This window comes from Rhizobium sp. NZLR1, from assembly GCF_017357385.1.
Lineage (GTDB): Bacteria > Pseudomonadota > Alphaproteobacteria > Rhizobiales > Rhizobiaceae > Rhizobium.
Genome location: NZ_CP071637.1, coordinates 173,376 through 186,139 on the forward strand (window position 1 = coordinate 173,376; position 12,764 = coordinate 186,139).

12 protein-coding genes are annotated in these 12,764 nt (G+C 57.9%); 6 read left to right on the top strand and 6 right to left on the bottom strand.

Features of this window, described 5'->3' with window-relative positions:
• The first annotated feature begins 131 nt into the window (after positions 1-131).
• The 3 genes from J3O30_RS32610 (at position 132) to J3O30_RS32620 (ending at position 3,753) form a co-directional block, all read left to right on the top strand.
• On the top strand, positions 132-623 hold the full coding sequence (locus J3O30_RS32610) for a thioesterase family protein (RefSeq protein ID WP_221166900.1): 492 nt from the start codon (positions 132-134) through the stop codon (positions 621-623).
• 30 nt (positions 624-653) lie between these two features.
• Positions 654-1,928, top strand: a complete 1,275-nt coding sequence (locus J3O30_RS32615; protein WP_207585967.1) for an NAD(P)/FAD-dependent oxidoreductase — start codon at positions 654-656, stop codon at positions 1,926-1,928.
• A 139-nt stretch (positions 1,929-2,067) separates the two neighbouring features.
• Positions 2,068-3,753, top strand: coding sequence for a carboxylesterase family protein (locus tag J3O30_RS32620; protein ID WP_207585968.1), 1,686 nt, complete (start codon positions 2,068-2,070; stop codon positions 3,751-3,753).
• A 47-nt stretch (positions 3,754-3,800) separates the two neighbouring features.
• Here the strand turns inward: J3O30_RS32620 and J3O30_RS32625 are convergent, their stop codons facing one another.
• The 6 genes from J3O30_RS32625 to J3O30_RS32650 all read right to left on the bottom strand — a co-directional run bounded on the left by J3O30_RS32625 (position 3,801) and on the right by J3O30_RS32650 (position 8,975).
• On the bottom strand, positions 3,801-4,121 hold the full coding sequence (locus J3O30_RS32625; protein ID WP_207585969.1) for a nucleoside monophosphate kinase: 321 nt from the start codon (positions 4,119-4,121) through the stop codon (positions 3,801-3,803).
• Between the two features lie 269 nt (positions 4,122-4,390).
• Complete coding sequence (locus J3O30_RS32630) at positions 4,391-4,855, bottom strand: MaoC/PaaZ C-terminal domain-containing protein (RefSeq protein ID WP_207585970.1); 465 nt, start codon at positions 4,853-4,855, stop codon at positions 4,391-4,393.
• A gap of 37 nt (positions 4,856-4,892) precedes the next feature.
• Positions 4,893-6,557 carry an electron transfer flavoprotein-ubiquinone oxidoreductase gene (locus tag J3O30_RS32635; protein WP_207585971.1) on the bottom strand — a complete coding sequence of 555 codons (1,665 nt, stop codon included), beginning with the start codon at positions 6,555-6,557 and terminating at the stop codon, positions 4,893-4,895.
• A gap of 9 nt (positions 6,558-6,566) precedes the next feature.
• The gene (locus J3O30_RS32640) at positions 6,567-7,094 is read right to left on the bottom strand and encodes a dimethylsulfonioproprionate lyase family protein (RefSeq protein WP_207585972.1); all 528 of its coding nucleotides are present in this window, start codon (positions 7,092-7,094) and stop codon (positions 6,567-6,569) included.
• 174 nt (positions 7,095-7,268) lie between these two features.
• Entirely contained in the window at positions 7,269-8,201 is a 933-nt protein-coding gene (locus J3O30_RS32645; protein ID WP_207585973.1) for an electron transfer flavoprotein subunit alpha/FixB family protein, read from the bottom strand.
• 24 nt (positions 8,202-8,225) lie between these two features.
• Positions 8,226-8,975: an electron transfer flavoprotein subunit beta/FixA family protein gene (locus tag J3O30_RS32650; protein WP_207585974.1), complete on the bottom strand. Its 750-nt coding sequence runs from the start codon at positions 8,973-8,975 to the stop codon at positions 8,226-8,228.
• A gap of 297 nt (positions 8,976-9,272) precedes the next feature.
• Between J3O30_RS32650 and J3O30_RS32655 the strand changes: the two genes are divergently transcribed.
• From J3O30_RS32655 to J3O30_RS32665, 3 genes are read left to right on the top strand one after another with little or no spacing between them, the layout of a single operon-like run.
• Complete coding sequence (locus J3O30_RS32655) at positions 9,273-9,899, top strand: adenylate kinase (protein ID WP_207585975.1); 627 nt, start codon at positions 9,273-9,275, stop codon at positions 9,897-9,899.
• A gap of 35 nt (positions 9,900-9,934) precedes the next feature.
• Positions 9,935-11,215, top strand: coding sequence for a 4-aminobutyrate--2-oxoglutarate transaminase (locus J3O30_RS32660; protein ID WP_207585976.1), 1,281 nt, complete (start codon positions 9,935-9,937; stop codon positions 11,213-11,215).
• Positions 11,216-11,218: 3 nt separating this feature from the next.
• Positions 11,219-12,697 carry an NAD-dependent succinate-semialdehyde dehydrogenase gene (locus J3O30_RS32665; protein ID WP_207585977.1) on the top strand — a complete coding sequence of 493 codons (1,479 nt, stop codon included), beginning with the start codon at positions 11,219-11,221 and terminating at the stop codon, positions 12,695-12,697.
• Positions 12,698-12,764: the final 67 nt, after the last annotated feature.

Below are 12,764 nucleotides of genomic sequence, written 5' to 3' on the forward strand. Positions count from 1 at the left end.
CGGTGGGCATCTACTCGGTCCTTCCTGAACTGGTATTCCGACCATCGACTGGCCGCTCGCCAAAATAGTTATCAAGGATCGAAATATTTGTCCAGCGGGTATGTTTTTTGGATTTTATGGTATAATTTCTTTTGGAGGCGATCGTTGCGAATCCGTCCCGCGCTGAGCTGATCGCGGCATCATCATTGGAGGCTCTTTTGAGAACTTACTCTGGCGTGGTTTATCCTTTGAATTGTGATGCCATGGGCCACATGAACGTCCAGTATTATGTTGCCGCTTTCGACCAAGCGATGTGGCACTTGGTTCATTCCCTGGGCTACCGCGCAGAGTGGCAGACAGAGCGTAGCCAAGGCTGGGCGGACGTCCAGCACACGGTGAGCTTTTCAAAGGAGCTTAAGATCGGCAGCCTCTTCTACATCAATAGTAACGTCGGACGAGTGGGACAAACGTCACTGACAACGCTCCATAAGCTCTACGATATGGCCGGCAACCTCTCCGCGGCGAACGAGATCAAATCGGTCTACTTCGACCTCAAGGAGCGGAGAAGCTTGCCGTTGCCTGACGTGATCAGATTGGAGGCAGAGCAGTCGCTCTTCAGGCTCCAGGACATTCAGCCGCTCTAACCCGACGCGCAAACCACAGGCAGGGCCCGTATGAAAGATCATCATCTCGTCGTCGTCGGTGGCGGGTTCGCCGGCCTGCAACTGATCAACGACCTCAAGGGCGTTCCGACCCGGATAACGCTCATAGACAGGCGCAACCATCACCTTTTCCAGCCTCTGCTCTACCAAGTGGCAACGACACTCTTGGCGACATCGGAAATCGCCTGGCCGATCCGCTCTCTTTATCGGAACCGGTCGGAGGTGACGACGCTGCTCGGCGAGGTCGTTTCCGTGGACGCGAAAGCCAATGAGCTGTCGCTCAGCAATGGCGAGGCTATCTCATACGACAGTCTGGTGCTTGCAACGGGCGCAACGCACGCCTACTTCGGCCGGGATGAATGGGAGCCGGTCGCTCCCGGGCTCAAGACGCTGGAGGATGCGACGACAATCCGTCGACGAGCCTTGCTCGCCTTCGAGAGGGCAGAGGCAACGCGGTCGTCAGGAGAGAAAGCAGCGTTTCTAACGTTTGCGATTGTCGGGGCAGGGCCAACAGGTGTTGAGCTTGCGGGGATCATCGCCGAGCTTGCCCACAGAACGCTTCCGCAGGAATTTCGCCGTATCGATACGCGTGCGACCCGCGTCCTCCTGATTGAGGCAGGGGGACGGATCTTGCCAAGTTTTGACGAAGCGCTTGCGCGTTATGCACACGATAGCCTGCGTAAGCGCGGCGTTGAAATCATACTCGGTCGGCCGGTGACCAATTGCTCCGTCGAGGGGGTCACGGTCGGTGACGATTTCATAGCCTGCAAGACCATCATTTGGGCTGCAGGTGTGAAGGCGTCGCCTGCGGCCAAATGGTTGGGTACAAATTCCGATCGCGCGGGACGCACGATCGTGGATCCGGATCTGACCGTCTCCGGCCAGCCGAACGTGTTTGTCATTGGCGATACCGCTTGCGTGATCCAAGCTGAGGGGAAGCCTGTGCCAGGGATTGCGCCGGCCGCCAAGCAACAGGGTGCTTATGTGGCCAAGGTTCTCCGCGCCCGGCTAGCAGGAAAGAATCCGCCGGGACCATTCCGCTATCGCCATCAAGGCAGCCTCGCGACGATAGGTAACAGTGCAGCCATCATCGATTTCGGGCGTATCAAACTTAAGGGTTCGCTGGCGTGGTGGATATGGGGTCTTGCCCATATTTATTTTCTCATTGGAACCCGCTGGCGGTTTGCTGTCGCCTGGAGCTGGCTCTGGATTTCTATCAGCGGCCAGCAGAGTGCCAGACTCATCACGCAACGCGAAACCATCAAGGAGTTTGCCAAGGACGAGTGATGAGGCTGCCACTTCCACGATCCGAAAGCCAATCTATCGCAATTTGAATGCATAGACTCTTTTATAGACTTGTCAGTATGTATTTTTGATTGTTAGTTCGGTTTGCGTCGCCTTGTGCGACCGAACCAGGAGGGAACGAATGAGCATAGATAATCGCATCCTGACTATTTCTCGCCGCAACGCTTTGAAATGCGCCGCCGTCGGGGCCGGAGGAGCACTTCTGAATTTCGCATATCCTGTCTTAGCTGACGCGGCGTTAGACGGGCCGCTCGTGACTACTCACGAGGGAAAGCTTCGGGGAACATCCACCGACAAGCTCAACATCTTCAAAGGCGTCCAATATGGCGAAACGACTGAGGGGAACGGCCGCTTTCGACAGCCGACGCCCGTAAGACCTTGGAACGGCATTCGAGAGGCGACTGCGCTTGGCGATCCATGCTTCCAAAACAACCCAGATTGGGTTGGTTGGAAAGAGGATAACAACGGCAGTGAGGACTGCCTGGTCCTGAACATTTGGAGTGCTCACGGTAGCACGAAAAAGCCAGTGATGGTGTTTTTCCATGGTGGCTCTTACATGTACGGTTCTGGTGGTGCGCCAATGTATGACGCTGCCCATCTTGCCGAACGTGGCGACGTCTTGGCGGTGACCGTCAACCATCGCATTCACATGCTTGGCTTTATGCACCTCGCAGGTCTGTCTGCAGATTACAAGGGATGCTCCAACGCTGGACTGCTTGATCTCGTTGAGGCGCTCCGATGGATCAAGAGAAACATTGCCGCCTTCGGCGGTGACGCCGAGAATGTCACTATCTTCGGGGAGTCGGGTGGGGGCGGAAAAGTCAGCTGCTTATTGGCAATGCCTGCGGCAAATGGGCTCTTCCATAGAGCGATTGTTCAGAGCGGATCTCAGTTGCGCTTACGCTCTGCTGAAAAAGCAACAGCGGACGCAAGAGCAGCTCTAAAGCTGTTGGGCGTCTCCGAAGACAATCTCCACGCCTTGGAGAGCATTCCGCCGCAGACGATTTGGGATACCTACATCAAAGTATCAGAAGCGAACATTCGTGGCGGTTTTTCAGACATTGCCTTCTCGCCGGTACTCGACCCGGACACACTGCCGTTTCACCCTGGTTCACCGGAAGCGATTGACAATTCGAAGAGCATTCCTCTCCTTGTCGGCACCAACGAAGCCGAGGGCACGTTTCCGCTTTTGATTGCTAACTTGCTTAAAGCTCCGGCCGATGAGAAGTCAGTCATCGGAATTCTGGAGCAGCTGTTTTCGAAGGTTGTAGATGAAAGTCGGACGAAACTCGCCGAATTGATTGATGCAACAAAGAAAAAGAACCCGGACATTGATCCCTACCACCTGCTTGTGGCGGTCTCTACTGAGTTGTGGATGACGCGTGATGCCATCGAACAGGCAGAATCCCGTTTCGAGCACAGTGCGTCCGATGTCTACATGTATCGCTTTGGCTGGAAGGAACCTTGCTTTGGTGGAGAATGGGCTACGCATGCGGCCGAATTACCGTTCTTGTTCGACCATCTCGACATCGACTTGATTTGGGGAGACTCAAATCTCGACGCTGCTCGCCAGAAGCTCGATCCTAATGGGAATAGACACAAGCTCCGTGACGCTGTGATAGGTTTGTGGTCGAGCTTTGCGCGAGATGGAAAGCCATTCGCAAACGCGTTGCCCACATGGCCGGCCTACGACACCAAGACGAGACAAGTCATGCGGCTCGACAGTGAATCCGTCGTCATTGCCGATCCATTAGGTGGCGACGTTCGCAAACTCCTTGCGAGCCTTGACGTGGGTGTGGGATCATAACGGGGTCGGCACAGCGCATATCGCACGTGCCTGTCGCCTTGGCAGCTTCAGACGACATCGTGTAGGGCAAGTGCTTTGTGCTTCGACATCGCGCTGTCGTCTCTCGGAGCGTCGAGCACGATGAGCCGCTGCTGGTTCCAGTAGTAGTTTGCTACAGGCCCAACGCTTCCATTTGGGCCTGCAAGCTCTTTTGGGCTGCCAGGAAAGGCGGAGGTCTGCTCAATTCGGCACAGCTCGATGACAGCATCCAGTCTGCAGCGCTTCTGGCGGAGCGTTTTATCCAGTGCAACAGCTTGCTGGATCGTTTCTGGCAAACCATGCAGCATAAAGCCATTGCGCGCATCCGAATCAGAAAGTCGCTCAATCACTACTCCTTGCGTGGTATCGTTCTAAGATGACACCGCCGCCTTCCATCTTCTGCTGGGCGGCTGCGCCACCTACCGTTCCGTTTCTGACGGCCTCGCGTAGCATCTCTCCTGGAGAAAAATGCGGAAAAGACAGTCTTTTTGAAACAGGCTATGCCTGGGCGCCGATTCCTGCCAGATGAGAACCAATGATGACCATTCACATGGAAACAATTGTTCGTTGAGCATCGGCGCGTTCACGGCGCAGGCCGGTGAGCCGTTTCGGATTTCTATTAGGATACGATCTGCCGTAGGGGATTGCGCAGGACGAGGTTCTTAATGATCGCCGAAAATACCCGAACGCCGTTGTCATCGTAGGTTTCTGCGAGCCAATGAACAATGCCGAGGTGAGGCTTGCTTCGAGACTCGCGTAAAGACTTCACCGTGAAAGTCGCGCTGAGCTTACTTTCAGGAAGCAGCGGCTTGAGGAAACGCATTTCATCCACGCCCAGCCCTGCAATAGCATTGCCCGTGAAGACCCCAGCGTTGACGCCCAGTCGCATAGTTAGCGCGTACGAGTGTGCCCCACTCGCGACAAGAGTCGCGAAGAAGCTGTTGGCTGCTCCTTCTTCACTCAGGTGAAACGGTTGTGGATCGAACTCGCGGGCAAATCGGATAATGGCGCCCCTCGTCAGCAAAATAGGCTCGCTACGAACACCGAAGCCAATCGACAGGTCTTCAAACCATAGATCTTTCACTTGAGCCTCCTACGAATTCGTGACCGGACGGCCACGGCTACATGCTCGGATAGACCGGCCCCTCGCCGCCCTGTGGCGGGACCCAGTTGATGTTCTGGTTGGGGTCCTTGATGTCGCAGGTCTTGCAGTGGACGCAGTTCTGCGCGTTGATGACGAAGGTCTCTTCGCCGTCCTTCTCCACCCATTCATAGACGCCGGCCGGACAGTAGCGCGTCGACGGGCCGGCATAGATGCCGAACTCGGACGATTTCTGCAGGGCCATGTCCTCGACATGCAGGTGGACCGGCTCGTTTTCCTCGTGGTTGGTGTTCGACAGGAACACCGAGGACGGCCTATCGAAGGTCAGCACGCCGTCCGGGCGGGGATAGTCGATGCGTTTGTGCATCGACGCCGGCTCCAGGCAGGCGGCGTCGATCTTGCCATGCTTCAGCGTTCCGAAGAACGAGAAGCCGAAAAGCTGGTTCGTCCACATATCGAGCCCGCCGAGCGCTATGCCGACCGCGGTGCCGAACTTCGACCAGAGCGGCTTGACGTTGCGGACGCGCTTCAAATCCTTGCCGATATCGCCGGCGCGCCATTCGTTTTCGATCTCGACGACTTCGTCATTGGCACGCCCTGAAGCGATCGCCACGGCGATCTTGTCGGCGGCCAGGATTCCCGACAGCACTGCGTTGTGCGAACCCTTGATGCGCGGCACGTTGACGAAGCCGGCGGAGCAGCCGATGAGCGCACCGCCGGGGAAGGTGAGCTTTGGCACGGACTGGTATCCGCCCTCGGTGATGGCGCGGGCACCATAGGAAATGCGCTTGCCGCCTTCGAAGGTGCCACGGATAGACGGGTGCGTCTTGAAACGCTGGAATTCCTCGAACGGATAGAGATAGGGGTTCTTGTAATTGAGATGGACGACGAAGCCGACGGCCACCAGATTGTCTTCGAGGTGATAGAGGAAGGAGCCGCCGCCGGTCTTCATCCCGAGCGGCCAGCCGAAGGAATGCTCCACCTGGCCCGGCCGGTGGTTCTCAGGCTTGACATGCCAGAGCTCCTTGATGCCGATACCGAATTTCTGCGGCTCGCGGTCCTTTTGCAGATCGAACTTGGCGATCAGCTGCTTGGCGAGCGATCCGCGCACACCCTCGCCGATCAGCACGTATTTGCCCAAAAGCTCCATGCCGCGCGTGAAATTCGGGCCGGGCTCGCCGTTTCGCTCGACGCCCATGTCGCCGGTTGCGACGCCTATGACCGCACCTTGGTCATTGTAGAGCACCTCGGTCGCAGCAAAGCCTGGATAGATTTCGACGCCAAGCGCTTCGGCCTTTTCGGCCAGCCAACGACAGACCAGCCCGAGCGAGACGATGTAATTGCCGTGATTGTTCATCAATGGCGGCATGAGGAAATTCGGCAGTCGGATCGAACCCGCCGGGCCGAGAAACAGGAAATGATCGGCCGTGACCTCGGTCTTGAATGGATGCCCCTCATCCTTGCGCCAGCCCGGCAATAGGCGGTCGATGCCGATCGGATCGACGACGGCGCCGGAGAGGATGTGCGCACCGACCTCCGCCCCCTTTTCGAGCACCACGACGGTCAGATCCGGGTTGACCTGCTTCAGCCGGGTCGCCGCGGACAGGCCTGCCGGGCCTGCGCCAACGATGACCACGTCGAATTCCATGCTCTCGCGTTCGGGCAGATCAGTCGTCTCGTTCATCAATCCTCCTTACCGCCGTTCCATGTTGCACCAGAGGCAAAGGAGGGGCTTTGAAACGGAACGGAGGGCCACAAGCTCGCCGGCGCCGCAATAACTGAGCTCTCCAATGCTCACACGCTTCCATCCTTCCTGAGTGGCAGAGAATTCCATCGGGGAAAGCGCGAGAAACGACCGCGCTTGATACTGGATGTGATCGGGAAAGCGTGTAAACGGCGCCATCAGCAACATGCCGATGCGAACATCGCTGCGTTCTTCGATGCCACCTGGACCGACCAGAACCGCATGCGCGTGCCCGCTGTCAAAGTTACAGCTGGCGAACGGTCCCGAAGGGCTTCGCGTCCATTCGAAATTTCGTGTCAATGCATGAAAGTTTTGCCTTAAATCGCCGAGGATACCAGTGCTGTGGGATAAACTTCCCAATGCGCTGTCAAAAGTCTCGCTCATTTGCGCAGACAGTGCCGACGAGGACTCCGCGAGCGCGAAGCGGCCGGGCCTGATCAACTTCTCGAAGACCTTTCCGGCGATGCGTTTCGGCATTAGCGGCGTATCCGGAGCTACCATTGCGCCGTACATCCCGTTCAAAATACTCTGCAGGGCAACCGGCCGCCCGACAGAGCGGCCGTCTCCCTTCTTTGCTCCACTCGTCTCGCCAAGGAGCAATAGATCATCGCGGCGGTGTGGCGTCCTGTGGAAGCTTTGGCACATCAGGCGTTAGAGTGACTTTTCGAGTTGCGGCAGGATCTCGAAGAGATCCCCGATGAGGCCGTAGTCGGCAACCTGGAAGATCGGCGCTTCCTCGTCCTTATTGATGGCGACGATGACCTTCGAGTCCTTCATGCCGGCGAGATGCTGGATGGCACCCGAGATGCCGACGGCGATGTAGAGCTGCGGTGCGACGACCTTGCCGGTTTGGCCGACCTGCCAGTCGTTCGGAGCGTAACCGGCATCGACGGCAGCGCGCGAAGCGCCGACTGCGGCACCGAGCTTGTCGGCAACCGGCAGGATGACTTCGCGGAATTTTTCCGCCGAGCCGAGCGCGCGGCCGCCTGAGATGATGATCTTGGCAGAGGTCAGCTCCGGGCGATCGGAGGCGGAAACATCCTCCGACACGAACGACGAGAGCAGTGAAGAAAGGGCTGCCGTCGAGATCTGCTCGACAGCAGCAGTCGGGCCTTGGGAGGCCGGGGAAAAGGAAGCGGTGCGCACGGTGATGACCTTCTTGGCGTCGGTCGACTGCACCGTTTGGATGGCATTGCCAGCATAGATCGGCCGCTTGAAGGTGTCGGACGATACGACTTCAATGATTTCCGAGATCTGGGCGACGTCGAGCAGCGCTGCGACGCGCGGCATGACGTTCTTGCCGACCGAGGTCGCAGCCGAGATGATGGTGTCGTAGGCGCCGGCAAGTGAGACGATTAGATCGACCAGCGGCTCGGCGAGATTGTTGGCAAGTTCGTTGCTCTCGGCCAGCAGCACCTTGGAAACGCCTTCGAGCTTGGCGGCGGCATCGGCAGCAGGCTTTGCGCCCTTGCCGGCCACCAGCACGTGCACGTCGCCGCCGATAGATGCGGCTGCGCTCAGGGCCTTGGCGGTCTGGTCGGAAAGGCTTTGGTTGTCGTGGTCAGCCAGAAGAAGAATGGCCATGGTTCTGATCTTCCTTTCCGTAAATTAAAGCACGCCGGCTTCGTTTTTCAGCTTGTCGACGAGTTCGGCTACCGACTTGACCTTGACGCCGGCCTTGCGGCCGCCGGGCTCTTCGGTCTTCAGCACCTTCAAGCGCGGGGTCGTCGTCACGCCAAGATCGGCAGGCGACTTCTTGTCGAGCGGCTTCTTCTTCGCCTTCATGATGTTCGGCAGCGAAGCGTAGCGCGGCTCGTTGAGGCGCAGATCGGTGGTAACCACTGCCGGCAACTTGATCTCGATGGTCTGCAGGCCGCCATCGACCTCACGGGTCACTTTTGCCTTGCTGTCGCCGATCTCTATCTTCGAGGCGAAGGTCGCCTGGGCGACGCCCATCAGGGCTGCGAGCATCTGGCCGGTCTGGTTGCTGTCGTCGTCGATTGCCTGCTTGCCGACGATAATCAGACCGGGCTTTTCGGCTTCTGCGATGGCTTTGAGGATCTTGGCAACCGTCAGCGGCTCAATCGCGTCGTCGGTCTCGACCAGGATGGCGCGGTCGGCGCCCATGGCAAGCGCCGTGCGCAGCGTTTCTTCCGCTTTAGCGGGGCCGATCGAGACGACGACGACTTCCTCCGCCTTGCCGGCTTCCTTCAGCCTGAGCGCTTCCTCGACCGAGATCTCGTCGAACGGGTTCATCGACATCTTGACGTTGGTGAGTTCAACACCCGTGCCATCCGGCTTGACGCGGATCTTCACGTTGTAATCAACCACCCGCTTAACAGGAACGAGAATCTTCATGGCTCACCTTCAAGGGATTTCTGCCTCGCCAACCCAGGGCAAAGCGTCGCTGCGAACCGAAGCTAGCAAAACATACCGATAAGTCAAATCAAATGACCGGAAGGTCAGAATTTCAATTTTTCACAGCACTCTGCGGCTTGGATGCGAGTGGATCAGCTTGTCAGCCAGGCGATTTGGATGTAACTGACGGATGGGTCAAAAAAACGGAAAGATAAGTCTGTGCCATTTGCAACTGGAATGGTCCCCCCGTGGATTGGTGGCCAAAGCAACATCAAACCAGCGACGAGGATGCCGTCTATGAGGATCATTTTGCTTGGACCGCCAGGCGCCGGAAAGGGCACGCAGGCCCGTCATCTCGCCACCGAGTATCGGATCCCGCAACTGTCCACGGGCGACATGCTACGCGCTGCCGTATCGTCACGATCGGATATCGGCAGAAGGGCCGCGGACCTGATGCAATCGGGCGAGCTCGTTCCTGACGATATTGTCACCGGTGTTGTCGCCGATCGCCTGTTCCATGAAGACTGCCGTACCGGCTTCATCCTTGATGGCTTTCCCCGAACGATTGTGCAGGCGCAGGATCTGCAGAAAATTCTCCGTTCGTCGCATGCACAGATCGACGCCGTCATTTCGATTTCGGTCGATGAGAATGCTCTGGCCGCGCGTATCGAGCGACGGGCGGAAGAGGCGCGCCTCAGCGGTCAGCCCGTTCGCACCGACGACGATCCGGAGGTGCTAAAAAAGCGCATCCATGAGTTTCGTCAAAAGATCGAGCCAGTCGTGGAGTTCTACGAAACGGTTGGTCTGCTGCATACCATCGACGGGATGGGCAGTATTGAACGCGTGTCCCAGCAGATCGACGCCATCTTGAGCGCGGTGCGACTGTCAGTGAACGTCAAACCCACTGTTGCTTCCCGGTTCTAAGCGACCTTCAACGATCACATTAAGAGGATATCTCGATGCAAAACTCGCAAATTGCCGCGCGCCGCGCCGAAGCGGTCTCCCGCGGTGTCGGCGTCACCACACAGGTCTATGCCGAACGCGCGGAGAATGCCGAAATTTGGGATGTAGAAGGGCGCCGCTACATCGACTTTGCCGCAGGCATTGCCGTCGTCAACACCGGCCACCGCCATCCCCAGGTCATCGCCGCTGTGAGGGATCAGATTGATCGCTTCACTCATACCTGCCATCAGGTCGTGCCTTACGAGAACTATGTTCGCCTTGCCGAGCGCCTGAACGACCTCGTTCCGGGCAACTTCAAGAAAAAGACAGTGTTCGTCACCACAGGCGCGGAAGCGGTAGAAAACGCGGTCAAGATTGCGCGGGCGGCCACCAACCGCTCTGCCGTCATTGCCTTTACCGGCGGTTTTCATGGCCGCACATTCATGGGCATGACGCTGACCGGCAAGGTGCAGCCTTATAAGGTCGGCTTCGGCGCAATGATGCCCGATGTCTTCCATGTGCCGTTTCCTGCCGAGCTGCATGGCACCTCGGTCGAGGACGCCTTATCGGTGCTCGAAAAACTGTTCAAAGCCGATGTCGATCCAAGTCGGGTCGCAGCCTTCATCATCGAGCCGGTTCAGGGGGAGGGCGGCTTTTACGAAGTGCCGAAGGCGTTCATGCTGAAACTTCGCGAGATCGCCGATCAGCACGGGATCCTTCTGATCGCCGACGAGGTTCAGACGGGCTTTGCGCGAACTGGCAAACTGTTTGCCATGGAGCACTTTGGTGTTGTCGCTGACCTGACGACCATGGCAAAGGGGCTAGGCGGCGGGTTCCCGATTGCAGCGGTTACAGGACGAGCAGACATCATGGACGCACCCGGCCCAGGCGGGCTTGGTGGCACCTATGGCGGCAACCCGATCGGGATTGCCGCCGGCAACGCCGTCCTGGATGTCATTGAAAGCGAGAATCTGTGCGAACGTGCAGACAGGCTCGGCGCCCGCCTCAAGCAGCGTCTTCAGTCGTTGCGCGAGACGGTGCCGCAGATCGTCGATATCCGCGGACCCGGCTTCATGAATGCGGTTGAGTTCAATGTGCCAGGCTCGGGCACGCCTGACGCCGACTTTACCAACAAGGTACGTGTCCGCGCCCTCGAAAAGGGCCTCATTCTTCTCACGTGCGGCGTCTACGGAAACGTCGTGCGTTTCCTGGCTCCAATCACGATCCAGGACGAGGTTTTTGCCGAGGCCCTGGATATCCTCGAAAGCGTATTGCGCGATTGTGCAAAAGGAGCGTGAGCCATGTCGATTTCCGACGAACTCTTGAACAAACTGAAAGACAAGACCCTTGTAACGGATAAGGCGCGGATCGGCGGCGAGTGGGTCGCAACAAGCGAGACGGGCAAGCAGTTCGATGTCCTTAATCCATCGACGGGCGCACTGATCGCCACCTTACCCGACATGAACCGCGCCGAGACTGCCCGTGCAATCGACCTGGCCGACAAGGCCCAGAAGCAATGGGCCAAGAAGACAGGCAAGGAGCGGGCAGGGGTCCTTCGCAAACTGTACGACCTTATGGTCGCCAATGCCGACGATCTTGCTGTCATCCTGACGAGCGAGATGGGAAAGCCGCTCGCCGAAGCTAAGGGCGAGATACTCTACGGCGCATCCTACGTCGAGTGGTTTGGCGAAGAAGCAAAGCGCGTCTATGGCGACACTATTCCTGGTCACCAGGCCGACAAGCGCATCATCGTCATCAAGCAGCCGGTGGGTGTTGTTGCCGCGATCACACCGTGGAATTTCCCCAACGCAATGCTTGCGCGCAAATTTGCGCCCGCCATTGCAGCCGGATGCGCAATGGTCTCCAAACCGGCCCGCGAGACGCCACTTTCGGCACTGGCGCTCGCCGTTCTCAGCGAACGCGCCGGGCTGCCGGCCGGCGTGTTCAACGTGGTCCTGTCGAGGGATTCGGCTGCGATCGGCAAGGAGTTCACCGAGAACGAGAAGGTCCGCAAGCTCACCTTCACCGGATCGACCGATGTCGGGCGCATCCTGATGCGTCAGGGCGCCGACCAGATCATGAAGCTTGGCCTCGAACTCGGCGGCAATGCGCCATTCATCGTCTTTGATGACGCTGACCTGGATGCAGCGGTCGAAGGCGCCATGATCTCGAAATATCGCAACAATGGCCAGACCTGCGTCTGCGCTAATCGACTCTATGTTCAATCGGGCGTCTACGACGCGTTTTCCAAAAAGCTTGCCGCCAAGGTTGAAGCGCTCAAGGTCGGTGACGGATTCGACGACGGCGTCCAGGCCGGCCCGTTGATTTCCGAAAAGGCGCTTGAGAAGGTGGAAGAGCATATCGAAGACGCACTCAGCAAGGGGGCAAAGCTTGCCTTGGGCGGAAAGCGGCACAGCAAGGGCGCGTTCTTCTTCGAGCCGACGGTTCTGACCGGCGTCACGAAGGACATGAAGGTTGCACGCGAAGAGACGTTCGGCCCGGTCGCACCACTGTTCAAGTTCGAGGACGAAGAGGAGGTCATCGAACTCGCCAACGACACCGAATTCGGACTTGCCTCCTATTTTTACGCCAAGGACGTCTCCAAGATCTTTAGGGTCGCTGAAGCACTCGAATACGGAATGGTCGGCATAAACACCGGTCTTATTTCGACGGAAGTGGCACCTTTTGGTGGCATCAAGCAGTCCGGTCAGGGCCGGGAAGGGTCGAAATATGGGATCGATGACTATGTCGAAATCAAATATCTCTGCCTCAGCATCTGACTGGGCGAAGGCCGCCCTTGAGCTGCCTTTTTCCTTTTTTGAGCGGCCGGTCCGCCCAGCATACCTT